Origin of the sequence: Pedobacter sp., from assembly GCF_965279535.1 — a bacterium.
Lineage (GTDB): Bacteria > Bacteroidota > Bacteroidia > Sphingobacteriales > Sphingobacteriaceae > Pedobacter.
In genome coordinates this window covers 5,162,100-5,185,739 of the sequence record NZ_OZ257244.1, presented here as the reverse complement: position 1 = coordinate 5,185,739, position 23,640 = coordinate 5,162,100, and the positions used below count along the sequence as shown (strand labels likewise).

Annotated in this window: 22 protein-coding genes; 15 read left to right on the top strand and 7 right to left on the bottom strand. The window is 39.2% G+C overall.

From position 1 onward, the window contains the following. Window positions 1-33 precede the first annotated feature (33 nt). Genes ACQY77_RS21525 through ACQY77_RS21510 form a run of 4 tightly spaced genes read left to right on the top strand, consistent with a single transcriptional unit; the run spans window position 34 to window position 6,721 of the window. Window positions 34-1,344, top strand: coding sequence for a TolC family protein (locus tag ACQY77_RS21525; RefSeq protein ID WP_421940258.1), 1,311 nt, complete (start codon window positions 34-36; stop codon window positions 1,342-1,344). Between the two features lie 15 nt (window positions 1,345-1,359). Further along, window positions 1,360-4,644, top strand: coding sequence for an efflux RND transporter permease subunit (locus ACQY77_RS21520; RefSeq protein ID WP_421940259.1), 3,285 nt, complete (start codon window positions 1,360-1,362; stop codon window positions 4,642-4,644). Window positions 4,645-4,657: 13 nt separating this feature from the next. After that, window positions 4,658-5,758, top strand: coding sequence for an efflux RND transporter periplasmic adaptor subunit (locus ACQY77_RS21515; RefSeq protein ID WP_421940260.1), 1,101 nt, complete (start codon window positions 4,658-4,660; stop codon window positions 5,756-5,758). A gap of 24 nt (window positions 5,759-5,782) precedes the next feature. Next, entirely contained in the window at window positions 5,783-6,721 is a 939-nt protein-coding gene (locus ACQY77_RS21510) for a helix-turn-helix domain-containing protein (RefSeq protein WP_421940261.1), read from the top strand. Between the two features lie 198 nt (window positions 6,722-6,919). Here ACQY77_RS21510 and ACQY77_RS21505 read toward each other — a convergent pair whose 3' ends face one another. From ACQY77_RS21505 to ACQY77_RS21480, 6 genes are all read right to left on the bottom strand, one after another. After that, on the bottom strand, window positions 6,920-7,297 hold the full coding sequence (locus ACQY77_RS21505) for a DoxX family membrane protein (RefSeq protein WP_421940262.1): 378 nt from the start codon (window positions 7,295-7,297) through the stop codon (window positions 6,920-6,922). Between the two features lie 82 nt (window positions 7,298-7,379). Next, a complete protein-coding gene (locus ACQY77_RS21500; protein ID WP_421940263.1) occupies window positions 7,380-7,802 on the bottom strand; it encodes a VOC family protein in 423 nt (140 codons plus the stop codon). 36 nt (window positions 7,803-7,838) lie between these two features. After that, complete coding sequence (locus tag ACQY77_RS21495; RefSeq protein WP_421940264.1) at window positions 7,839-8,219, bottom strand: DUF1801 domain-containing protein; 381 nt, start codon at window positions 8,217-8,219, stop codon at window positions 7,839-7,841. Window positions 8,220-8,223: 4 nt separating this feature from the next. Next, window positions 8,224-8,631 (bottom strand): hypothetical protein, encoded by a 408-nt coding sequence (locus ACQY77_RS21490; RefSeq protein WP_421940265.1) that lies wholly within the window; start codon window positions 8,629-8,631, stop codon window positions 8,224-8,226. Then, window positions 8,628-9,149 (bottom strand): DinB family protein, encoded by a 522-nt coding sequence (locus ACQY77_RS21485; protein WP_421940266.1) that lies wholly within the window; start codon window positions 9,147-9,149, stop codon window positions 8,628-8,630. The genes ACQY77_RS21490 and ACQY77_RS21485 overlap by 4 nt, the downstream gene beginning before the upstream one ends. 5 nt (window positions 9,150-9,154) lie before the next feature. Next, the gene (locus ACQY77_RS21480) at window positions 9,155-9,649 is read right to left on the bottom strand and encodes a DinB family protein (protein WP_421940267.1); all 495 of its coding nucleotides are present in this window, start codon (window positions 9,647-9,649) and stop codon (window positions 9,155-9,157) included. Window positions 9,650-9,782: 133 nt separating this feature from the next. On the opposite strand from ACQY77_RS21480, the gene ACQY77_RS21475 reads away from it, so the two are divergent. The 11 genes from ACQY77_RS21475 (at window position 9,783) to ACQY77_RS21425 (ending at window position 23,393) form a co-directional block, all read left to right on the top strand. Then, on the top strand, window positions 9,783-10,745 hold the full coding sequence (locus ACQY77_RS21475) for a GlxA family transcriptional regulator (RefSeq protein WP_421940268.1): 963 nt from the start codon (window positions 9,783-9,785) through the stop codon (window positions 10,743-10,745). Between the two features lie 86 nt (window positions 10,746-10,831). Next, a complete protein-coding gene (locus ACQY77_RS21470) occupies window positions 10,832-11,509 on the top strand; it encodes a response regulator transcription factor (RefSeq protein ID WP_421942404.1) in 678 nt (225 codons plus the stop codon). Continuing rightward, window positions 11,509-12,861 carry an ATP-binding protein gene (locus ACQY77_RS21465; RefSeq protein WP_421940269.1) on the top strand — a complete coding sequence of 451 codons (1,353 nt, stop codon included), beginning with the start codon at window positions 11,509-11,511 and terminating at the stop codon, window positions 12,859-12,861. The genes ACQY77_RS21470 and ACQY77_RS21465 overlap by 1 nt, the downstream gene beginning before the upstream one ends. Window positions 12,862-12,917: 56 nt before the next feature. Beyond that, entirely contained in the window at window positions 12,918-14,189 is a 1,272-nt protein-coding gene (locus ACQY77_RS21460; RefSeq protein ID WP_421940270.1) for a TolC family protein, read from the top strand. A gap of 7 nt (window positions 14,190-14,196) precedes the next feature. Beyond that, window positions 14,197-15,294, top strand: a complete 1,098-nt coding sequence (locus ACQY77_RS21455; RefSeq protein ID WP_421940271.1) for an efflux RND transporter periplasmic adaptor subunit — start codon at window positions 14,197-14,199, stop codon at window positions 15,292-15,294. Between the two features lie 25 nt (window positions 15,295-15,319). After that, window positions 15,320-18,442: an efflux RND transporter permease subunit gene (locus ACQY77_RS21450; protein WP_421940272.1), complete on the top strand. Its 3,123-nt coding sequence runs from the start codon at window positions 15,320-15,322 to the stop codon at window positions 18,440-18,442. A 135-nt stretch (window positions 18,443-18,577) separates the two neighbouring features. Next, window positions 18,578-19,429 carry a helix-turn-helix domain-containing protein gene (locus ACQY77_RS21445; RefSeq protein ID WP_421940273.1) on the top strand — a complete coding sequence of 284 codons (852 nt, stop codon included), beginning with the start codon at window positions 18,578-18,580 and terminating at the stop codon, window positions 19,427-19,429. A gap of 76 nt (window positions 19,430-19,505) precedes the next feature. Then, complete coding sequence (locus tag ACQY77_RS21440; RefSeq protein WP_421940274.1) at window positions 19,506-20,834, top strand: amidohydrolase; 1,329 nt, start codon at window positions 19,506-19,508, stop codon at window positions 20,832-20,834. Window positions 20,835-21,471: 637 nt separating this feature from the next. Continuing rightward, a complete protein-coding gene (locus ACQY77_RS21435; protein ID WP_421940275.1) occupies window positions 21,472-22,302 on the top strand; it encodes a helix-turn-helix domain-containing protein in 831 nt (276 codons plus the stop codon). A 114-nt stretch (window positions 22,303-22,416) separates the two neighbouring features. Next, the gene (locus ACQY77_RS21430; protein WP_421940276.1) at window positions 22,417-22,974 is read left to right on the top strand and encodes a YeeE/YedE family protein; all 558 of its coding nucleotides are present in this window, start codon (window positions 22,417-22,419) and stop codon (window positions 22,972-22,974) included. Window positions 22,975-22,979: 5 nt separating this feature from the next. Further along, window positions 22,980-23,393: a DUF6691 family protein gene (locus ACQY77_RS21425; RefSeq protein WP_421940277.1), complete on the top strand. Its 414-nt coding sequence runs from the start codon at window positions 22,980-22,982 to the stop codon at window positions 23,391-23,393. A 12-nt stretch (window positions 23,394-23,405) separates the two neighbouring features. Here ACQY77_RS21425 and ACQY77_RS21420 read toward each other — a convergent pair whose 3' ends face one another. Continuing rightward, window positions 23,406-23,573 carry a hypothetical protein gene (locus ACQY77_RS21420; protein WP_421940278.1) on the bottom strand — a complete coding sequence of 56 codons (168 nt, stop codon included), beginning with the start codon at window positions 23,571-23,573 and terminating at the stop codon, window positions 23,406-23,408. Window positions 23,574-23,640: the final 67 nt, after the last annotated feature.

The window sequence follows — 23,640 nt, the reverse complement described above, 5'->3', positions numbered from 1 at the left end:
AATACTTTAACTACCAACGCTCAAACATTAAGCTTGAAACAAGCCGTCAATGCAGCGCTTAGCAATTATGGCACAATCAAGGCAAAAAACAACTATGCTCAGGCCTCGAAATCTGGTGTAGTACAGGCGAAGCGAGAATATTTGCCCAATCTGAATCTCAGCGCCCAACAAGACTACGGAACCATTAATGGTCAGAATGGGCCACAGTATGGTCTGGGTGGATTGGGAACAGCCTCCTCGGGCCCGGCCTTGTCATCACAAAACTGGAACGCAGCTTTTGGGGCATTGTACCTGGCTAATGTAAATTGGGATTTCTTCAGCTTTGGCAGGATCAATCAGCGAATAAAAATTGCTGATGCGATTTATAAAAGAGATCAAAACGATTTGGAACAAGAGAAATTTCAGCAAGAAATTCGTGTTTCCGCTGCATACTTAAATTTATTGGCAGCTCAGCGACTGACTAAATCACAACAAAAAAACTTAGAAAGAGCAATAACCTTTAAAAACACGGCAGTAATCAGGGCAAAAAATGGATTGATTGCAGGAGTAGACTCGTCATTTGCTAAAGCTGAAGTATCCAGCGCCAAAATTGCGTTAACCAAAGCGCAAGATCTGGAGCAGGAACAAGCCAATAAACTAGGGTTTTTGATGGGGGAAACAGCTACCACCTATACACTGGACACCAGTTCAATCAGTAGAATTCCAATCAACATGCTTAATGATACTGCAGTAAAAAACAGCCATCCTGTCTTAAAGTTTTACCAGAAACGGATAGAAGTAAGTAATGAACAGCTGGGTTATTACCGCAGACTTTACTACCCCAGCTTCTCATTATTTGGTGTATTTCAGGGACGTGGTTCTGGTTTTAGTTCAGACTATCTAATTAACCAACATGCCTACACCAGAAATTACTTTGATGGGACCAATCCCGTACGCGGAAACTATTTGATTGGAATAGGAATGACCTGGAACCTGTCTGGTTTATTGAAGAATGCCCCTCAGGTACGTTCGCAACAGTTTATCAGTGAAGGGCTTAAACACGAATATGAGCTCGCCGATCAACAATTGAAAGCGCAACTCGCACTGGCGGATAATAAGTTAAAAAATGCCCTGGCCAATTATACAGAAGCACCCATACAGGTAAAGGCAGCTTCAGATGCCTATCTGCAAAAAAGCACCTTATATAAAAATGGCTTAACAACCCTGGTCGACCTGACCCAGGCACTTTTCACCCTGAACCGTGCAGAAACCGACCGCGATATTGCTTACACTAATGTTTGGCAAGCGCTATTACTGAAATCAGCAGCGTTAGGGAACTACGACTTATTTATAAATGAATTTTAATCCAGCTTACTACAAATGAACTTAATACGTTTCGCACTTCGCAAACCCATTTCCATCCTCGTATTAGTTGCAGGATTATTCTTTTTCGGTATTGGTGCCATCAAGCAGATTAAGGTTGATATTTTGCCGCAAATGAATTTGCCGGTGATTTATATTGCACATCCTTTTGGTGGTTACACGCCAACCCAAATGGAGGCTTATTTTGGCAAACAATACATCAATATCTTGCTTTTTGCTAATGGGATTAAAAGCATTGAAACCAAAAATACCCAGGGTTTAATGCTTATGAAACTTACCTATTACGAAGGAACCAATATGGCCCAGGCAGCCTCAGAGCTTAGTGCACTCTCCAACAGGGCACAGGCCATATTTCCGCCGGGTTCACAACCTCCTTTCATTATCCGCTTCGATGCCTCTTCACTTCCTATCGGACAGCTCGTACTGAGTAGCCCTGTAAGAACCAATAATGAGTTGCAAGATATGGCCAACACCTACGTACGTTCGTCATTTACAGCTATTCCAGGATTGTTAGCCCCGGCACCTTTTGGGGGAAGTCCCCGTACCATTGAGATTAATGTAGACCCAACACTCTTAAGGTCTCATAATCTTACTGTAGACCAGGTGGTTGAGGCAATCCGGTTAAATAATCAAACTGCGCCATCAGGAAATGTCAGGATTGGCGACAAAAACTACATTACCCCTACCAATTACACCATTAAAAAAATAAAGGACTTTGAAACCATCCCACTGTTTAAAGGAGGTGTGCAAAATCTTCTATTGAGGGATGTGGCAACCGTTAAAGACGGAGCTGATTTAACGGCCGGTTATGCTTTAATAAATGGCAAACGTTCTGTTTATCTAAGCATTGCCAAATCGGGTGATGCATCCACCTGGGATGTGGTTAAAAAATTAAAAGAGAATTTGCCCGCCATTCAGAATACGCTTCCAGAAGATGTTAAGCTATCTTATGAATTTGACCAGTCGGTTTACGTCATTAATGCAGTAAAAAGTTTGATCAGCGAAGGTGCCATCGGAGCAATTCTTACAGGTTTAATGGTTTTGCTTTTTTTAGGCGACAAACGCGCGGCGCTCATCGTAATTTTAACTATTCCTACTTCTATTATTGCGGGTGTTTTATTCCTCAAACTCTTCGAACAAACGATCAACATCATGTCATTGAGTGGTTTAGCATTAGCTATTGGTATTTTAGTAGATGAATCAACAGTGACGATTGAGAATATCCATCAACATTTTGACATGGGTAAACCCAAAGCGCTGGCCATTTGGGATGCCTGTAAAGAAATTGCATTTCCTAAATTATTGATCCTGTTTTGTATACTGGCGGTATTTGCACAGGCATTTACCATGTCGGGCATTCCGGGAGCTTTATTTTTACCATTGGCACTTGCCATTGGTTTCTCCATGATTGTTTCTTTTTTCTTATCTCAAACTTTCGTGCCTATTATGGCCAACTGGCTGATGATCGCCCATCCAAAGAAAGGAGCATCCCAGCACCCCGGAATTACACAGGATGAGGCCGATTTTGTGGCTACCGGCTTGCCACTTGAAAGCGAAAGAGATACTTTAAATCAGAAGAAAATACTGGTTGAGCGGGAAGATTTCAATAACGATGGCAAGATTTCCTATTTCGAGCGCTTCAGAAATCGCTTTATGCGGTTCATTGATCGAATCCTACCTCATCGAAAATCTGTTGTATTGATGTATCTCGTGTTGGTTATTGCTGCCGCAGCATTACTTCTGGCCAATATCGGGAGAGATGTATTACCTAAAGTGAATTCCAGCCAATTCCAGCTCCGCATGCGTGCACCCGATGGAACGCGTTTAGAACGTACTGAAGAGAAAGCCAATAAAGTGCTTGCCGAACTAAAAAACATGGTTGGTACAGGGCATCTTTCTATTTCCTCAGTTTATGTAGGTCAGCATCCGGCACTCTTCTCCGTTAACCCTATCTATCTCTTTATGGGTGGGCCGCATGAAGCTGTTTTTCAGGTAAGTTTGAAAGATTACCACGTAGATATGGACGAATTTAAAGATAAACTCAGGGCCCGAATCAAAGAGATGATGCCGGAGGTTAAACTTTCATTCGAGCCAATTGAACTTACAGAAAAGGTTTTAAGCCAGGGTTCCCCCACTCCCATGGAGGTTAGGATTACCGGAAAGAATAAAAAGCTAAACGAAAAATATGCGAATAAAATCTTGTCTGAATTAAAGGAAATCCCGTACATGCGTGATGTTCAGATTGCGCAACCCATAAAATATCCATCACTTAATATTAATATTGACAGAACCAGGGCAGCGCAATTAGGCGTAGACATGAGCGACATAGCCAAATCATTGGTGGCTTCTACCTCTTCATCACGTTATACGGATAAAAATGTTTGGTTAGATGAAAAAATAGGGCTTACCTATAACGTTCAGGTACAGGTTCCTTTAAATCAAATGCACAGTAAGGATGATATTGGCGAAATTCCACTATTAAGAAATGCAACCCGACCGGTGTTGAGTGATGTTGCTACTATTGATGCAGATACCACTTATGGCGAAAATGATAACCTTGGGGCAACCCCTTATTTATCAGTTACGGCACACCTATATCATACTGATCTGGGAACTGCCACTAAAGATGTGAATAAAGCCATTAAAGATGTGGGTGAACTACCGAGAGGATTAATCATTAGTCCAATTGGCTTAAGCAAAGTGCTCACAGAAACCCTGGACAGTTTGCAATCTGGCTTATTTGTGGCAATTGTTGTCATATTTTTAATGCTCTCGGCTAATTTCCAATCCTTTAAAGTTCCATTGGTTATTTTAGCAACTGTACCAGCCGTTGTATTGGGATCACTGCTTTTGCTTACTCTAACAGGCTCTACACTCAATCTTCAATCTTACATGGGAATTATCATGTCTGTCGGGGTTTCAATAGCCAATGCTGTGTTGCTGATTACCAACGCAGAGCAACTGAGAAAAAATAATGGAGATGCTTTAGCCTCTGCAAGGGAAGCTGCAGCACTCAGGTTGCGCCCAATTATTATGACCAGTGTGGCCATGGTGATGGGTATGTTACCTATGGCGATTGGACATGGAGAAGGCGGCGATCAGGTCTCTCCGCTGGGCAGAGCGGTAATTGGAGGTTTAGTGGCATCAACTTTTGCCGTATTAATTATCCTTCCACTCGTTTTTGCATGGGTTCAGGGTAAAGTCTCCACAACATCTATCTCGTTAGATCCGGAAGATGAAGAAAGCACACACTATATAAAAGGTTTAAAAGAAAATAAATAAACGATCATCAGGAATGAAAACAAACATATTTCACATCTCCATAATCAGCACTGGCATATTGGCATTAACCAGTTTATATGGATGTGGTAGTGCCGAAAGTAAAGCAGAACCAGCAAAAGAAAAAAAGACAGTGATAAGCACCTTTAATCTTAAAAAAGATAAGCTTTCAACTGCTTTAAACTTACCTGGCGAATTGATTGCCTTGCAACAGGTAGATTTATATGCCAAAGTAAGTAGTTTTGTTCAAACCCTGAAAGTAGATATCGGTTCTGAAGTAAAAAAAGGGCAGTTGTTAATGACTTTGGAAGCTCCAGAACTGAGTTCTCAAATGGCTGCTGCAAGATCCCGTCTAAAATCACAGGAAGCACTTTACACTGCAAGCAAGGCTAACTATAATCGATTATACGAAACCAGTAAAACTCCCGGAACCATTTCTACAAACGATTTAGATCAGGCTATGGCCCGAAGAAACTCAGATTTGGCTCAATTTGAAGCTGCAAAGGCAGCTTTAAAAGAAGTTGGTGCAATTCAAAATTATCTGGAAATTCGTGCACCTTTTAGCGGCATCATTTCTGCCAGAAATGTGAATTTAGGTGCCTATGTTGGGCCATCAGGTAAAGGTTCAGAATTGCCATTATTTACTCTTCAGGATCAGCGCAATCTACGTTTGGCCGTTTCTATCCCTGAAATTTATACAGGTTACCTGAAAGCTGGAGATGAAGTAAGCTTCAGTGTTAAATCGCTACCCAGCCAAACCTTCAAGGCCAAAGTAAAACGACTTTCGGGTGCATTAGACCTTCGTCTACGTTCAGAACGTGTGGAAATGGATGTTCCTAATCTCAGTAAAACATTACTGCCGGGTATGGTAACCGAAATTAATATACCCTTACCTGCTAATGCGAGCACATTTATTGTAAATAAAAAAGCAACGCTTGATACCAGCGAAGGCCTGTTTGTACTGAAGGTTAGCGGGGATAAAATAGAGAAAGTAGCCATAAAAAAAGGTAGGGAAACTGATGATCAGGTTGAAATATTCGGAGATTTGAAAGAAGGTGACAAATTAGTTGCAGAACCGAGCGAGGAAATGCACGATGGTATGAGCATTAAGTTATAAATTTGTTTCTAATTCGGTTTAATCATGTTAGCCAGGCAACAAGAGCTTTATACAGTTAATAAAAGTGAATCCCTTGAAGATTTCTACAACCGGTTAAAAATTAACCGCCCTGAAATGGTTATGCCCAGCTTGAGCATGGTTAAGGATATGGGACATTTTAATGTATTTAGAAGATCTAACTACTGCTCCATCACCCCTTCCCCCTATAGCCGAAGAGATTTCTATAAGATTTCACTCATTATCGGATCAGGAATCCTGCATTACCCCGATAAAAGTATCGAAGTAAAAGAGCGTGCTTTGTTGTTTACTAATCCTAATATTCCCTATGCATGGGAAGGTATTTCTGAAAAACAAGCAGGTTATTTTTGCCTTTTTACCGATAATTTTATCCATTCGCGTAATGAAAGTTTGAGAGAATCGCTTTTATACCGCATTAACGATCATCCAATTATAGATATTAATAAAGCACAGGAGCAATGCTTAGACGTACTCTTTACTAAAATGATGGAAGAAATGGATGGCGAGTATGTACATAAATATGACCTGTTGCGCAATTATGTACAACTTGTGGTTCATGAAGCGTTAAAAATCCTGCCTTCAGACCAGGTTGCCAAACCGAGCACAGCTGCAGTGCGTTTAACTTCATTATTCATTGAGCTATTGGAAAGGCAGTTTCCAATAGGCTCCACAGATCATAATTTAACACTTAAAACTGCGCACGACTTCGCTGGCAGGCTATCCGTACACGTAAATCATTTGAACCATGCGGTAAAAGAAGTAACAGGAAAAACGACTTCTGAACATATCTCCAGGAGAATTGCTACAGAAGCCGTTGCCTTATTGAAGCATACTGAATGGAATATTGCCCAAATTGCTTATTGCCTGGGTTTTGAATACCCCGCTAATTTTAATATTTTCTTCAAACGCCAGATGCAGTGTACGCCTGGATTTTTCAGGAAGTAAAGAGTTGTTTAACTGTCCAATTGTTTAACTGACTAGACGCCTGAATTGCAAACTGAAAACTGTTAACTGAAAACTGTTTAATTGCTGAACTGTTTAACTGTCCAATTGTTTAACTGACTAGACGCCTGAATCGCAAACTGAAAACTGTTAACTGAAAACTGCCAACTGAAAACTGCCAACTGAGAACTGAAAACTGAACTACTTCGAAACAATTGGCAAATATTTATGGCGATAGGCGTAAAAAAGGAACAAATTGAATAAAAGCATCACACCAACCATCGGCAAATCTTTCGGAGCTAAACTGGCGTGATAAAGAAAGATGTTAAGTGTTACCGGAAAAATGATTAGTGCTGCCAGTGGAGCAGTTCTTCCGATTAACAACAACACACCCGCCACAAGTTCGGTAGCCTTGATTAGTGTCATTAAGTATCCCGATGCCATAACACCTGTCATAAAAGTGGTTTGGTCTGCTGTCATTTTGGGTGGATCAGGCATATAGTTTGCAAAATAACTTACCGAAGCAAATAAATACATGGCTGCTAAAAGCACTCTTACAATAATAACTGCGATTTTCATATTTTATAATTTAGGTTTATCTGATTAAAAATAACAAAAAACATAAAGATATCATGTTTTTTATCAACAACTTAGCGCTTAATTATTTACGATCGTACTCATAATTAATCATCCATTGAACATCAAATTTATCGGTTATCATACCAAAAAGTGCACCCCAAAACATTTTTTCCAAAGGCATTTCAACCCTTCCTCCTGCTGCAAGTCCACCAAATAAGTGCTGTGCTTCTGTTTCACTTTCTGCATCGATACAAATAGATATTCCAGTGCCATAAGTAACGGCAGGCATAGGCGGCATAACATCTGTTCCCATTAAAATGTTACCACCCACAGGCAGGGCAACATGCATAATCTTATCCTGATCAGCGACTGGCATTTCTCCGCACCCTGGTGTATCCTTAAAACGTTGCAAGGTTAAAAACTCTCCACCAAAAACAGATTTATAGAAGTTAAATGCTTCCTCGGTGTTACCATTAAAATTCAAATATGTATTTATTGCTTTCATTGTTATTTTATTTTTCTTCCTGTTGGAAGGTTATTATTAATTTGTATTCACTAAACTTATCCACGCTGTTACTATCTTTTGAAGCGCTTCCTTTTGCACTTCAATATCATCAAGGCTATAAAATCGCGCTTCCCGCCTATCTTTCCAACTACCTGATAATAAAGGTGATTCGATCATATTACCCTCATAAAAGATAAAAATGAGCTGTACATACCCTTTTGCGCGAAGATTGAAGGCTGCCATATCCTTATGATAATAAAAACTTGGTGCATTCCATTTCACACGTTCCGCTAGCTTTTCATCCGCCTGAAGAATAATTGAGCGTAACCTTGCCACTTCAACCTTAAAAGGATGCTCAAGGTTATCCATAAAGGTGTCAACCCGTTCTTTACCTGAAAGTTTATTTTGAACGCTCATATTTTTACAGTTTACTAAGACTGATATCCATCCACTTCTTCCAGCAGTTATTTTCGTACTGCTCCCATACCCCTACAATTTCATTATCCTTAAATTTACCTTTAAATCGAAGACCATCTGCTTCAATATTAATTTTATTATGCTCTATTTTCATAGCGGAAATAGAAATATTTCCCTCGTTATCAAATGATTGAGCTCTGAACACATCTTCCAGCTCATCGTAGTGAAAAATCTCTATAGATTTAGAAATCCGATCACCAATTCTCACATTTACATGATGGAGCAAAAAAAAGTTACCATCGAGCCATTCGTAAGCATCCGAACCTTGAATAATTGTGCCATTTGGTAGGGTCCCCTCCGTCTTCCAATTACCTACAAAGCCATTTAACAAATCTAAAGCACTGTTTCTCATGCAGTTTCTGTTTTCGCGTCCTTCAGCTGTTCAATCATCTTATTCAGCTGATGAGTATGTCTCCTGGTGTGGTAAACGATAAAATAAATAACCTCTAAGCGGGTTAAGTAACCAAAAACGGGCAATTCAAAGGCTGTACACGTTTTGGTCCAATCCAATTTCCCAACTGTATTGGTCAGTTTATTTTCTACAGCCTTGAGATCAGTACGCAGCCGATCGTAATCATAATCCTTCAGAATTGGATAAACGAAGTCGGGAGATTTCATCTTGTTATTCAGATCTTCTAAAATGGTTTTTATTTGCGTTGCATTCAGGTCTGCCGGCCTGCTGGTTTCGGTTGTTGGCCCATTAAACACATCTGTAAAGCCATCATTTGCCATTGCCATGTGTTTCACTAGCTGGCCTACTGTCCAGCTTCCGGGAAAAGGCACTTCATTAATTTGTTCTTTTGGGCAGGATAAAAAAGTCGATTCAAAAGCTGCTAAGGTCGACCTTAAGTCATTAATTAAATTTTCCATCTTTTTTACATATAGTTCATACCCGGATATCCTAATAACCTGCGCCAAAGTGCAACCTGGCCTATACAGTTGGCTTCGCGGTAAGCTGTAAATGAAATCATATCAAAGTAAGTCATGTCCATTCCAGGCATCTCAAACTTGCTTGTCAATTGTGCTTCATCTGCATTTTGCAGAACTTCCAATAAAATGGGTGAAATCAGATTCCAGTCTTCTTTAAATGCTTCCAATGTTGGGTAGGTTGCTTCATCGATAATCCCTTTATTATCCACGAATAAATCTCCTGTTTTAGATTGCACTTTTTTACCCAGCGACTCTGCCAGAAAAAATCTCCCCTGCACAATGCTTCCTGTAATCCAGGCGATATGATTGGCTTTCGTATCTAATCTTTTTTGAGCGTCAGTTTGAGCAATACCATCTAAAGCTCTCAGTAAGAAATCGGTATGCATCTCATACAATACCAATGTCCCATATAACTTGCTACTTTTTGGTTCTTTTTTCATTGTCTTTCCTTGGTTGATTAATTAATTTAAAGTTACAGGGAAAGGAGCGCTCAAGCAGTTGCCGGAAAAGTCAATATTAGGGGGTATTTAAGACATTTTTCCTATATTTACTTTCTACTCTAACCCAATAAATATGAAAAACGTAGGTATTTTACTTACCAGGCAATATAAATTATTGAGCATTGCTGCCATTTTAGATGTTTTTGATACAGCGAATCGATTTCAAACAGAAATGGGCTTAGAAAAACCTTACGAACTCAAATTAATCAATTTAGAAGACAATACGGATGGTTTCTTTAACAGATATGCGATGCAATCTTTAAAAGATGATCAAAGTTACCAGCTGATTATTATTCCTGCATTTTCTACTGATGATATCCGGACCGCACTCTCACAAAACGCAGCCTTCATTCCATGGCTCACCCATCAATATCAGCAAGGAGCTGAGATTGCTACCGTTTGTACCGGTGCTTTTTTATTGGGTGCAACAGGTTTGTTGGATGGCAAAGTAGCAACAACCCATGTGGATGCGAGCAATGCTTTTTCCAGTGCCTTTCCGCATGTTAAACTCAAAGCCGATAAAACGGTAACCCAGGATGGCCGCTTGTATACCAGTGGTGGTGCAACCTCCTCGTTCCACTTATTACTATACCTTTTACAAAACCATTGTGGCAAAGACATAGCCATTAAAGCAGCGAAAGTATTCGCCATTGATATGGACAGGAATAACCAGGCTTACTTTAGTTCTTTTCAACCGATCAGGCACCATAACGATGACCTGGTTGCTTCCGCACAAGAGAAAATCGAAAGCTGCTATCAGGATGTAGCCACTATTGAAGAAATGATAAAAGATATTCCATCAAGCAGAAGAAATATTGTACGTCGTTTTAAACAGGTTATTGGCATAACGCCAATAGAATATCTTCAGCAAACTCGTATCGAAGCTGCAAAGAAGCTTTTAGAACAAACCGGTCAGCAAATGACAGAGGTAATTTACAATTCAGGATACAATGATCCCAAAGCTTTTAGAAAGGTTTTTAGAAAAACTGTTGGTATGACCCCCACGCAATACCGGGATAAATTTCAAACACGATAATAACCTTAATACAATTTTGTTACCCTATATTTCAACAGATAAGGGTTGAACAGAGCCTTTAATTGGTTTTGCGTACTTTTGCACCTATGCTCAAAATCGGAATCGCGGAAGATGATCTTAAAATCGCCGAGCTTTTAAAGTCGGCCTTAAACGAAAATGGATACAAGGTAGTGGGCGTTCATGATGGAATAGCTGCTCTGGAACTTTTTCTCCATGAAAACTTCGATATCTTCATTGTTGATATTATGATGCCAGGATTAAATGGAATCCAGCTTTGTAAGCATATTCGCGACAGCCAGATCACTACCCCACTTTTAATGCTTACTGCAATGGGAACGGTAGATGATAAAGTAACCGGATTAGACGCAGGGGCAGATGACTATCTCGTTAAGCCTTTCCACCTCAAAGAGTTGCTGGCACGAGTGGCCGCATTACTTCGCAGACAACCAGCCAATATCGCCACATCGACGCATCTGCTCTGTTTTGAAGATTTGTGCTTAGATACTTATAGCAAAGAGGTTTCAAGAGCAGGAAAAAACATCGAGCTGAGCGCCAAAGAATTTATCCTGCTCGAACTTTTTCTTCGTAATCCCAACAGACTTTTAACCAGGCAATATATTGCAGAACATGCCTGGGATATTCATTTTGATACCGGAACCAATGTGATCGATGTGTATGTGAATTTCCTGAGGAAGAAAATCGACAAAGACTTTGAACGGAAACTGATTCACACCAAAATTAATATGGGTTATATTTTAAAATAATGAAGATAAAAGATCGCATTGCATTATACTTTACCTTAATCAGCACCACCATGCTGCTTGCCGTGCTATTTACGATCTATCTTATCTTTATGAAGTTTTTACAGTCCGACTTTTTTGAACGGCTTACGGATAGAACCATGGTTACCGCCAAACTTTATCTCGAAGCAGATGAAATCAGCAGAGAAGCTTTAAACAATGTTCGACACCAATACCTGCAAAAACTAAATGGCGAAGTTACCCGAATTTACGACTATAAAAACAAGGCAACCTTTATTGGTGATACAACACAATACTGGACTAAATCTACCATTGAAAAAGTTCGTAAAAATGGTCGTTTACAATATACAGAAGGCGAAAGACAGGTAGTAGGTATTTATTACAAAGATAATCAGGGAGACTTTGTAATACTGGCTTCTGCACACGACAGCGGTTCTCATAATCGCCTAAACAAACTCCTTAAAATTATGGTTTTCGTTTTTTTGCTGATTTCGGTGTTTATTTTGCTACTCAGCAGATGGATAGCCGAAAAAATGCTTAAACCACTTCATCAATTTATGCTTGAAGTAAATAAAGTGGGATCCAAAAATATGGAGTTTAGGGTATTAGAAACAGACAATAAGGATGAAATTAACCTCATTGCCAAAAGCTTCAATCAACTGATGGAAGAATTAGAGCAGGCGTTTATTCTTCAAAAAACCTTTGTTGCTAATGCTTCTCATGAGCTAAGAACACCTTTAACCCGCATAATGATGACAGGTGAGCTTGCCTTAACCCAAAATAGAACACCAGAAGATTATCAAAAAGTGTTGGGTACAATGCTGGAAGATACTTCCAGAATGGAACACATTATTACAGGTTTACTAACGCTGGCAAAAATGGACCTGGAGCTGATCCGTTCTCAAATGAATCCTGTAAATCTTCACTCCATTTTATTAAACATCCAGGCCAACTGGCAAAAGGAGGAAAACCTTCAGGTTCAAATAATTGATGGTATTACAGCAGAAATTGCCCCCATAATTTCAGGCAATCAGGTACTGCTTCAGATTGCGTTGGATAATATCATCTCTAATGGGTTTAAGTTTTCTAATCAGCAGGAGGTAACCTGTACGCTAAGCGATTTCAATGATCATTTTATCATTCAAATTCAGGATCAGGGGCCAGGAATTCCAAAGAGTGAGCTGGATGAAATTTTCAAACCTTTTTATACACGCTCAAAGGATTCGGGTCATCAGGGAGATGGCATGGGGCTGTATATGGCACATAAAATAATTGATCTTTTTAACGGCACTATAGCTGTTACCCATGCAGATCTATCTGGTTGTACCATCAGCATCACATTACCAAAGCTTTAATCCGCTTTTAATTTCGATTTAATCCGCCTTTAATTTCGTCGAAATAGCTTTGCCACATGAGCAAATTTTCTTTGTGGTTATGTCTTGGTTTAACCTCAATTTCCACTTCTACCCTGGCGCAAACAGATACATTAAAGTTAGATTTAAAACAGGCTGAACAGCTTTTCTTAAAAAATAACCATGAACTGCTGGCGGGCAATTACCAGATTGATCAGGCAAGGGCCGATTTAATTACTGCAAAGCTTTTCGATAATCCAGAGTTGGAATATGAAAATTTATTCTACAACCATGAAACCAGGAAGTTCCTTCAAACTTCTTCTGCTTATGGTCAGTTTGCTACCTCAATTTCACAACTGGTTAAACTTGCCGGAAAAAGAGATAAAAATATCAAACTGGCTCAAACAGGGATAAAGCTTGCTGAACTGGAATATTTTGATTTGATCAGGGCACTCAAATTCGAACTTGAACGCAGTTTTTATAAAACGTACTATAATCAGCAATCGCTGCAGGTTTACCAGAAACAAATTGATGCCGCACAGCAACTTTTAAGTGCCTACAATCTCCAGTTGCAAATAGGCAACGTTGCTCAAAAAGAGGTTATACGCATTAAATCTTTAGTGATTAACTTAAAATCAGAACTTACTTCTCTTCTAAACGATGTGGAGGATGACCTCAGAGACCTTAAATTACTTTGTGGTATACCGCCAACAACTGTTATTCAACCCTTGCTTTCTGATATCATATTATCAGGCCAACCCATCAACAAATTCAGTTATCTCAACCTGCTGGATTCTGCGAAAAACAATCGCGCAGATTTGAAACTGGCCCAGGAGACACTCCAATACAATGAGCAACAACTGCGGCTGCAAAAGGCAATGGCCATTCCAGATGTAGAAGTTTCCCTGAGTTACGATTTAAAAGGTAACTATCCGGAAAAATATACTGGTCTGGGGCTTAAAATACCTATTCCATTATTTAACCGAAATCAGGGAGAAATCAGAAAAGCAAGGCTGGGCATAGATGCCGCACAAACCAATATCAAAAGACAAGAACTTTTATTGGCAAACGAAGTGTATAACAGCTATTTAACAGCATTGCGAAATGAGAAACGATTCCAGGAAATAGATCCCGGCTTTCATTCTGATTTTAACAAACTGATTACCGGACTCATCACCAACTTTAAAGCCCGTAACATCAGTTTAATCGAATTTTTGGATCTCTACGATGCATACAAAGAAAATACGCTTCAGCTAAATACTATAGGTTTTGAACGAATGAGTTCGAGAGCAGAAATCAATTATGTAACTGGTGCTAACATCTTTAAATAATCTCCAAATGCAAGTCATAAAAAAAAACACATTAAGCATCATTGGTATTTCTCTCATTGGCCTGGGAATTTCCTGTAGCAATCACCCTGCTCCGGCAGCACCTGAAAAATTTACCCTAACCGACTCTTTATTAAACAGGCTCCTGATTGATACTGTTGAACAAGCCAGGGGGAAAACTAACCTGACATTTTCGGCAAAAATTACAGCTAATGAAGAAAAGAGATCTGAGCTTTTCCCTATGGTAAGCGGAGTAATTAGCCGTGTTGGAGTACGATTGGGTGACCAGGTATCCAGTGGTCAGACTTTAGCAACTGTACAAAGCGCAGAAATGGCAGGCTTTGATAAAGAAGTAATTGCTGCCGATGCAGAGCTTAACAATGCGGCCCGAGCATTAAAACAAGCAGAGCAACTCTATCAAAGTGGATTATCCTCTGCCAAAGAACTGGAAGAAGCGCAAAACGATTTCCGCATCAAAAAGGCAGAATTAAAAAGGTCTAATGCGGTGCTAAAATTAAATGGCGGAAGTAAAAATGGCTCATATGCCATAAAATCCCCCATCAATGGTTTTGTTATTGAAAAGAATGTAACCGATCACATGCAACTCCGCAGCGATAACGACAAAAGCCTTTTTACCATTGCCGACTTATCTAAAGTTTGGGCCATGATTAATATTTATGAATCAGATATTTCCAGAATCAAAACTGGTGATGAGGTAAACTTAACCACACTTTCCTACCCTGAGAAAACATTTCGGGGTAAGATAGATAAACTTTATAGTTTGATTGACCAGGACAGTAAGGTTATGAATGCCCGTGTAGTAATCAACAATCCTGATTTCTTATTAAAACCTGGTATGTTGGGAACCGTTAGTGTTTCTGCAAGTTCAGGAACCAGCCTCCCGGTATTAAATTCGAGAGCTGTTATTTTCGATGACAATAAAAACTACGTGCTGGTGTTAGGTTCAGACCGTAAAGTTCGGATTCAGGAGATTCAAATTGGTCGAAAAACAGCAGATAAGGTTTACATCAGTAAAGGCTTAAACGCCGGAGATTGTGTAATTGCTTCCAAACAGGTCTTTCTTTTCGAAAGCCTCAAATCTCAATAAAACCCACGCTTCAGCCCCATGCACCATGAATAAATTCATTAAAAATATCATTGGCTTTGCCTTAAAAAACAAATATTTCGTCTTTTTTGCTACGTTTATTCTCATTCTGGCGGGATATTTAAGCTTTAAGCAGACGACCATTGATGCCTTTCCGGATGTAACAAATACCAACATTACCATTATTACCCAATGGCCCGGAAGGAGTGCTGAAGAGGTAGAAAAATTTGTGAGCCGACCGTTGGAAATTGCCATGAACCCAACGGAAAAGCGCAGCAGCATCCGGTCATCTTCTTTATTCGGGCTTTCGATTGTGAAGGTAAGTTTTGAAGATGATGTAAATTATGCAGAAGCCCGGGTTCAGGTTAATAACCATTTGGATGAAGCAGATTTACCTGAGGGTATACAGCCCGAGGTACAACCTCCATACGGACCTACAGGTGAAATTTTCCGGTATACACTAAGCAGCGATGAAAAATCTATCAGGGAATTAAAAACCCTTCAGGATTGGGTGATTCAACGGGAATTACTTTCTGTTTCCGGTATTGCTGATGTAGTGAGTTTTGGCGGAGAGGTTAAAACCTATCAAATCACTGTAGACCCACAAAAAGCCATACAGTATGGAGTAAGTGCCAACGAACTTTTTGATGCTGTTTCTAAAAGCAATATTAATGTGGGTGGAGATGTGATTAAACAAAGCGGACAAGCTTATGTAGTTCGGGGAATTGGGGTATTGAATAATATTGATGAGATCAGAAATATTGTAGTTGATAACATCAATGGTACTCCTGTATATGTAAAAACGATTGCTGAAGTAGCAGAATCTGCTCTACCAAGATTAGGTCAGGTAGGTAGAGATCAGGATCCGGATGTTGTAGAAGGCATTGTTGTGATGCGAAAAGGTGGAAATCCTAGTGATGTAATTGCCAGGTTAAAAACTAAAATCCAGGAAATTAACGAACAGACCTTGCCTGGAGATGTAAAAATCAAGCCCTTTTATGACCGGGAAGATCTGGTAAACTATTCAGTTCATACCGTAATGGGAAATATGCTGGAGGGAATTCTTTTCGTTACCCTTATTGTATTCCTGTTCATGGCCGATTGGCGAACCACGCTTATTGTATCTATCATTATCCCCCTGGCACTACTTTTTGCCTTCATTTGCCTGAAATTAAAAGGAATGCCTGCCAATCTATTGTCTATGGGCGCGATAGATTTCGGGATCATCATTGACGGGGCTGTGGTCATGGTAGAGGGTATTTTTGTGGCACTCGATCTTAAAGCCAGAAAGCTGGGGATGGAGCGCTTTAACAACATGAGCAAACTGGGTTTCATTAAAAAAGCTTGTTTAGAAAATGGAAAGGGAATTCTATTTGCCAAATTAATTATCATTACAGGTCTCCTGCCTATCTTTACTTTCGAAAAGGTTGAAGGAAAGATGTTTTCTCCGCTGGCCTGGACATTGAGTTTTGCCCTGTTGGGGGCTTTAATTTTAACTTTCACGCTTGTACCGGCAATGGCCAGTGTGTTATTGAAAAAAAATGTACGGGAGAAGCATAATATCTTTCTGGAATGGATGACCAAAGTAACCCTGAAGTTTTACGATGTCTGTTTTAAGCGTAAGCGGCTGGTATTTGGAACAGCCATGATCATCCTCATATTTGGTGCTTTCAGTTTTAAATTTCTCGGAACGGAATTTTTGCCAAGTTTAGACGAAGGTTCCATTTATGTACGTGCAACTGGCCCGTTAAGCATCTCGCTTGATGAAACCAGGAAACTATCTAACGACATCAGAAAGGTTTTCATGGGTTTTGATGAAGTGAAGCAAGTGATGTCTCAAACGGGAAGACCTAACGATGGCACCGATGCGACCGGATTTTACAACATGGAATTTCATGTTGACATTTATCCCCGCAAAGCCTGGAAACGCAAGCAAACCAAAGAACAGCTAATCGAAAGGATGCAGGAAAAGCTCAAAACTTTTCCAGGTATAAGTTTAAATTTTTCTCAGCCGATTTCTGATAATGTGGAAGAAGCCGTTTCCGGAGTAAAAGGTTCGATTGTGGTCAAAATGTTCGGAGAGAACTTCGATTACATAGAGAAAGAAGAAGAAAAAATTGAAAGTATTTTGAAAAGCGTTCAAGGAATAGAAGATCTTGGAATATTGAGAAATCTTGGTCAACCCGAGCTTCAAATCAATCTTGATCAGAAAAAAATGGCACTTTACGGAGTAAACACTGCCGATGCAAATGCTGTAATTGAAATGGCAATCGGTGGGAAAGCAGCTACACAGATTTATGAGGGAGAGCGGAAATTTGATTTAATTATCCGTTATCCTGAGGATTTCAGGAATGACGAAACAGCAATCGGAAAATTGAGAATCCCTACCCTATCCGGATCAAATGTACAACTGGGAGAAATTTCCAGTATTCGGAAAATTACAGGGCCGAGTATGATCTACCGTGACAAACATAAACGCTATGGCGCCATTAAATTTTCCATTAGAGGAAGGGATATGGGGAGTGTGATTGCCGAAGCGCAGCAAAAGGTGAACGCAGCCGTTAAAATGCCTAAAGGCTATACTTTAGAGTGGGCAGGAGATTTCGAAAATCAACAACGCGCAATCAGTCGGTTGTCACAGGCAGTACCGGTTAGTTTATTGCTTATTTTCTTCATTTTGTTTGTACTTTTTGGCAACATCACAGATGCACTATTGGTATTAAACAATGTTCCATTTGCTATTGTAGGTGGTATACTGGCGCTATTAATTTCCGGTGTAAACTTCAATATTTCGGCTGGCATAGGTTTTATAGCCCTGTTCGGAATTTGTGTTCAAAATGGTGTAATTCTTATAACCCGATTTAAAACCAATATTGCAGCACTTAAACATCAGCACAGCTGGACCTTTACTGATGCGATGAGAGACGGAATTGCAAGTCGCTTCCGACCAGTTTTAATGACTGCTATGATGGCGGCTATCGGCTTAATGCCGGCTGCGCTTTCTACAGGAATCGGATCTGAAGCTTCAAAACCGCTGGCTATTGTAGTTATTGGAGGCTTGGTAACCAATACCATATTTAATCTTTTTGTTTATCCGATTGTTTTTTATTGGTCCTATCAGAAAAAAGTTCGAAAGTTAATTCAGCATTAGGCAGATATTTCGGTTGGTGCAGCACCAGCCGAATCGAGCATAAAGGCAATCGATGCATTCATCAGATCTTTTTTGAGTTGCCGGTAAAACTTACTGAATTGTGTATCTCTGCTAAATTCCCTAATTTGGTAGACAATGGATACAGTACAGGAATTTCAGACTTTAGGCTTAGGCAATTTTCAATCTAATGATCCGAATGATATTCATCTATTAAATCATGTAAAAGAAGGGAAGAATCACATTACTACTGCCCATAAACATGATTTCTATTTATTCTTTTTAATCGAAAAGAGTGAAGGTATACACAATATCGATTTTGTAGATTATACTGTACAAGACCGCCAGCTACACATTTTACTGCCGGGACAGGTGCACCACTGGCAATTGGCAGAAAATACCAGTGGTTTTCAATTGATGTTTAGCGAAAAGCTATTTCAAACCTTTCCCAATGCTCTTAATCTTTCTTCTTCGTATCCCTTCAAATCTCCGGCAGTTATTGATTTGAATAATCAGGCATTCCATTTGCTTCTATATGAGTACCATCAGCTCGATCTTGAATTACAAAAAGAAACACGCTTATGGGATATCATTTTGCTTCGCTGGCGGCTCATCTGCTCCATTATCGGGCACGAAAATGAGCAACTTAATTCAGCAAAGGAAGTGCTAAAGCCTCATCCTCTGATAGCCAATTACCTTAAACTGATAGATGAATATTACAAGAAAAACAAGAAAGTATCCTTTTATGCCGATAAACTCAACATTACAGCAAACTACCTGAATATCCTTTGCAAAAAGAACACCCACAACTCGGCTAACATACTCATTCAGAACAGAATTACACTAGAAGCAAAGCGCTTACTCCAGATCTCTAAGCTGAGTATAAAAGAGATTGCTTTTGATCTGGGTTTTGAAGATTTGGCCTATTTCTCTAATTTTTTCAAAAACCACACCGGAAGTTCGCCAAGAGCGTTTAGAGAATCATTATAATTATTACAAGTTATAGCGTTGTTTTTACAAGTAATTAAATTACCAAAAATCTTATTCTTGTAAAAACATTCCAGGTATGACAAATAATCCCTTAAGTCGCAAGAAATTCATCCAGCAAACGATGGGTGCAGTTGGCGGCAGTCTTTTAGCCTCATCTTTACCTTCATCGCTGCTTGCCATGGAAACTGCAACCAATAATTCAGAAAAATCTGAATTGGTTTTAAAGAATGTAAGGCTGGAAACCGGCTTTATCAAAGATGACTTTGAAATCACCGGAACCCAAACAGAACTGTTTACGGTAACCATTCAAAACGGAAAATTTAAATCCATTAAAGCAAATAGTAATGTCTCAGGAGCCATAGATGCGAAAGGTTATCTTCTTCTTCCGGCCATGCGCGATATGCACATTCATTTAGATAAGACTTTTTATGGCGGTAAATGGAAGGCACGTTCCAAACGTCAGAAATCGGTAAAAGATATGATAGCCCTGGAAGAACAGATACTTCCTGAATTACTTAAGACATCTACGCAGCGCGCAGAAAAAATCATTGAGTTATTGCAATCTAAAGGAAGTAATTTCGCCCGTAGCCACGTAAATATTGAACCCACATCCAAGTTGGATTCTTTAAAAAACCTCAATAAAGCGATTGAAAATAAGAAAAACACTTTCGGCGCCGAATTAGTTGCTTTTCCGCAGCACGGGGTATTCTACTCTAAATCAGATTCATTAATGAAAGAGGCCGCTCAAATGAATATAGATTTTATTGGCGGATTAGACCCATACAGCATTGATGGAAACATTGAAAAAACAATTGATTTTACAGTTCAACTTGCATTAGACAACAACAAAGGCATCGACATCCACCTTCACGAATCGGGAGAAAGTGGATTAAAAACCATTCAATACCTGGCAGCGAAAGTGAAAGAAAATCCTGCTTTAAAAGGTAAAACTTTTATTAGCCACTGCTTTGCATTGGGAAATTTAGACAGCAAAAAGCTGGAAGAAACCTGCGTACAATTGGCAGAAGCCCATGTAGGTGTTATTTCCACCATTCCCTTTGGAAGATTAATTATGCCGATTCCTACTCTCTATAAACACGGCATTAAAGTAATGACCGGCACAGACAGTGTGGTAGATCATTGGAGTCCTTTCGGGTCGGGAAGCATGTTACAAAAAGCAAACTTAATGGCTCAGCTATATGGATCATCTTCTGAATTTGAGCTTTCGAGATGTTTGCGCATTGCCACCAATGACATCCTCCCCCTTAATGAGGCAGGTGAACAGCAGTGGCCAAAAGCAGGCGACAATGCTGATTTTAATCTGGTAGACGCCAGTTGTTCGGCAGAAGCCGTAGCCAGAAACGCCAGTATTAAAGCCTTATACCACCAGGGAAAGCTTGTTTAATCCGCAATTTCCCCCGAATAATATCAGGCCGGTAATACCGGCCTGATTTGCTTAAAAAAAGCCGCTAAATTTAACACAACCCCGCTTCCTAAAGTCCTTTTTATCTAAAGGTTACAGATTTACTATTTATCATTTTATTCCTTAACTACTTTTACAGAACGGAACAAACTAGTTCTTAGACTAAGGTATAACCTCGAATATCTTGTTTAAGAAAGCAAACAACTCAGATACTGAGGTTAGCCCGGTTAATTTTATGGGTTACCCTATCTGTTTGAATTTAATTGACTTGATTACCTGCCTGATTGGCTTTATTAATCGGAATCGGATATGAAAATAGAGAAATCAAGTACGATAAAGGAGCTTCGATCGCTCCAAAAGGGAGATTTTATCTCGTTTGAGTCTATAGCATCTGGTGAAATCTCTAGTATAGAGATTCATAATTTTAGAAGTGAATTACACTTTTACATCAAATTATGTGATGTAAAACAAACGATATTGATCATAAAATGATCATCTTTATATATACCAAAGAAGATCAAGCCCACAGTCTACCTTTTTGCCAACACTTCCCTACTAAGCAAAATGGAAATTATTTCTTGCTGCCATATTTAGCTTATTAAAATTGAATATATTTTAAATGGAATTGTTATTTTTCAAACCACAATCTAAATTACTAAACCAGTATATTGAATATTTCTATATACTTAAAAAATCTGAGCAATCGGATAAGCTTTGTTACTATACCTTTCCCCAGGTTAATTCTATCGTTTCTATCAATCATAATCCAAAGTTTACTTTCGAAGAAAATAAGCTTACGGTAGGTAGAAACCGTCGGATTCCCTTATTGTCTACCCTCATATGCAACTATAACAAGCCTATTGAGGTTCATATTCCAGGTTACATAAACGAAATTACCATCAGTTTTAAGCCTTTGGGATTAAATGCTTTTTTAGCGCAAAACCTTAATACCTATCTGGGTAATTCTTTTTCTTATTTCGACCCATATCCGGATTTTAAGTCTGAAATGACAAGGATTATGTCGCTGGATACAGCGGATGATAAAATCAAACACCTGGAAGAATATCTTTTGAGCAAACACGTAGGTTTTACACACCCCTTTCTCCACCAGGTGATGGCCGACATGCTGCATCTTAATCGCAATTATACCGTCAAGGAAATTGCCAATAAGTACAAAATCAGCCGGAAAACGTTGTATAAACATTTTGAAATTCATGTAGGTAAAAACCCTACAGAGATGCGAAAAGTTATTCGTTTCAGGCAAGTCATTCAAGAACAGATTAAACATAAAAGGAAGAACAAATTCTGCGACATTACTTATAAACTCGATTTTTTTGACCAATCCCACCTCATAAAGGATTTCAAGTCTATAACAGGTTTTACGCCAAAAGACTTTTTCAACAAGATGAGCCCAATGAATGAAGGATGTGTTAACTGGTTATTTACCTAGATCTTTGGCTATCAGGCTTATTTTGATGCCAGCGGAAGTATATTTATCTTTAAGGATAATATACGGGGGTTTGAAAAACAACCCTCCTAAGGTATAATTGGTTAATATAAACTTATGATAGCATTCCTTAAACAACCCTGGCCATGGTATTTTTCGGGTATTATGATCGCAATGATTATGCTAACACTAATATTTTTTGGAAAATCCTTTGGCTTTTCGTCTAATCTCCGCACATTATGTAGCATGGCAGGAGCAGGTAAAACTGTAAAGTTTTTCGACTTTAACTGGAGGGCACAGATTTGGAATGTATTATTTCTTTTGGGTTCTATCTTTGGGGGCTACATCGCTACACATTACTTAAGCAATCCTGAACCGCTAGAACTTTCAACTAAAACCCAAAATGACCTTAAAGAACTGGGCATTCATTTTAATGGCAAACTCAATCCAGACGAATTATTTTCTTTGAGTGCGCTAAACAATCCAAAAAGTATTATACTCTTGCTATTAGGAGGACTTTTAGTTGGTTTTGGATCACGCTATGCCGGAGGCTGTACATCCGGTCATGCCATATCAGGTTTGTCGAATCTACAACTCCCCTCTTTAATTGCTGTTATCGGATTTTTCATAGGAGGTTTAATCATGACTTTTTTAATCTTTCCATTAATTTTTTAAGTCCTATGAAATCGATCAAATTTATACTTGCTGGTATGGTATTTGGAATAGTAATGACAAAATCTGAGGCAGTATCCTGGTACAGAATCCAGGAGATGTTTAGATTCCACTCCTTTCACATGTATGGTATTATCTGTACAGCAGTTATATTGGGTGTTATATCGGTGCTAATCATCAAAAAATTCAAATTCAAAGATATCGGTGGCTCAGCTATCCTGTTTAAGGATAAAGACCGCAGCTACAAAAAATACATTTTTGGAGGGATTATATTTGGATTGGGATGGGCACTTAGTGGTGCATGCCCTGGTCCAATGTTTGTTAATCTTGGAAATGGCTACCCGGTAGTGGGAATAGTTATTCTCGGTGCACTCCTGGGAACATACTTATATGGGGTTTTCCAAAAGAAACTGCCACACTAAAAATCAAAGCACTTAGCGCCACATCTGCCAATCGCTTAGCTGCGCATTACCAGCATCATTATTGATTTGATTCCAAAGTTGCTGACTGATTTTTTCTACCATATCATGATTCAGCTTCTGTGTTGTTAATTCCTCATTACCTGATTGCGTGCTCTGATTATCAATTCTTTCGTTTACCATATTGAATCATTTATAATTATTCAACAGGTAGATTTCGAAAATGTTTAATGAGTTTTAAATAAATTAC

Coding starts and splice junctions, on each gene's coding strand:
- ACQY77_RS21470 (WP_421942404.1), top strand. CDS start 10,832: ATGCTCAAAATCGGAATCGCGGAAGATGATCTTAAAATCGCCGAGCTT.
- ACQY77_RS21510 (WP_421940261.1), top strand. CDS start 5,783: ATGTTAGCCAGGCAACAAGAGCTTTATACAGTTAATAAAAGTGAATCC.
- ACQY77_RS21480 (WP_421940267.1), bottom strand. CDS start 9,649: ATGAAAAAAGAACCAAAAAGTAGCAAGTTATATGGGACATTGGTATTG.
- ACQY77_RS21460 (WP_421940270.1), top strand. CDS start 12,918: ATGAGCAAATTTTCTTTGTGGTTATGTCTTGGTTTAACCTCAATTTCC.
- ACQY77_RS21435 (WP_421940275.1), top strand. CDS start 21,472: ATGGAATTGTTATTTTTCAAACCACAATCTAAATTACTAAACCAGTAT.
- ACQY77_RS21505 (WP_421940262.1), bottom strand. CDS start 7,297: ATGAAAATCGCAGTTATTATTGTAAGAGTGCTTTTAGCAGCCATGTAT.
- ACQY77_RS21485 (WP_421940266.1), bottom strand. CDS start 9,149: ATGGAAAATTTAATTAATGACTTAAGGTCGACCTTAGCAGCTTTTGAA.
- ACQY77_RS21425 (WP_421940277.1), top strand. CDS start 22,980: ATGAAATCGATCAAATTTATACTTGCTGGTATGGTATTTGGAATAGTA.
- ACQY77_RS21450 (WP_421940272.1), top strand. CDS start 15,320: ATGAATAAATTCATTAAAAATATCATTGGCTTTGCCTTAAAAAACAAA.
- ACQY77_RS21445 (WP_421940273.1), top strand. CDS start 18,578: ATGGATACAGTACAGGAATTTCAGACTTTAGGCTTAGGCAATTTTCAA.
- ACQY77_RS21420 (WP_421940278.1), bottom strand. CDS start 23,573: ATGGTAAACGAAAGAATTGATAATCAGAGCACGCAATCAGGTAATGAG.
- ACQY77_RS21490 (WP_421940265.1), bottom strand. CDS start 8,631: ATGAGAAACAGTGCTTTAGATTTGTTAAATGGCTTTGTAGGTAATTGG.
- ACQY77_RS21430 (WP_421940276.1), top strand. CDS start 22,417: ATGATAGCATTCCTTAAACAACCCTGGCCATGGTATTTTTCGGGTATT.
- ACQY77_RS21515 (WP_421940260.1), top strand. CDS start 4,658: ATGAAAACAAACATATTTCACATCTCCATAATCAGCACTGGCATATTG.
- ACQY77_RS21455 (WP_421940271.1), top strand. CDS start 14,197: ATGCAAGTCATAAAAAAAAACACATTAAGCATCATTGGTATTTCTCTC.
- ACQY77_RS21500 (WP_421940263.1), bottom strand. CDS start 7,802: ATGAAAGCAATAAATACATATTTGAATTTTAATGGTAACACCGAGGAA.
- ACQY77_RS21440 (WP_421940274.1), top strand. CDS start 19,506: ATGACAAATAATCCCTTAAGTCGCAAGAAATTCATCCAGCAAACGATG.
- ACQY77_RS21475 (WP_421940268.1), top strand. CDS start 9,783: ATGAAAAACGTAGGTATTTTACTTACCAGGCAATATAAATTATTGAGC.
- ACQY77_RS21465 (WP_421940269.1), top strand. CDS start 11,509: ATGAAGATAAAAGATCGCATTGCATTATACTTTACCTTAATCAGCACC.
- ACQY77_RS21495 (WP_421940264.1), bottom strand. CDS start 8,219: ATGAGCGTTCAAAATAAACTTTCAGGTAAAGAACGGGTTGACACCTTT.
- ACQY77_RS21520 (WP_421940259.1), top strand. CDS start 1,360: ATGAACTTAATACGTTTCGCACTTCGCAAACCCATTTCCATCCTCGTA.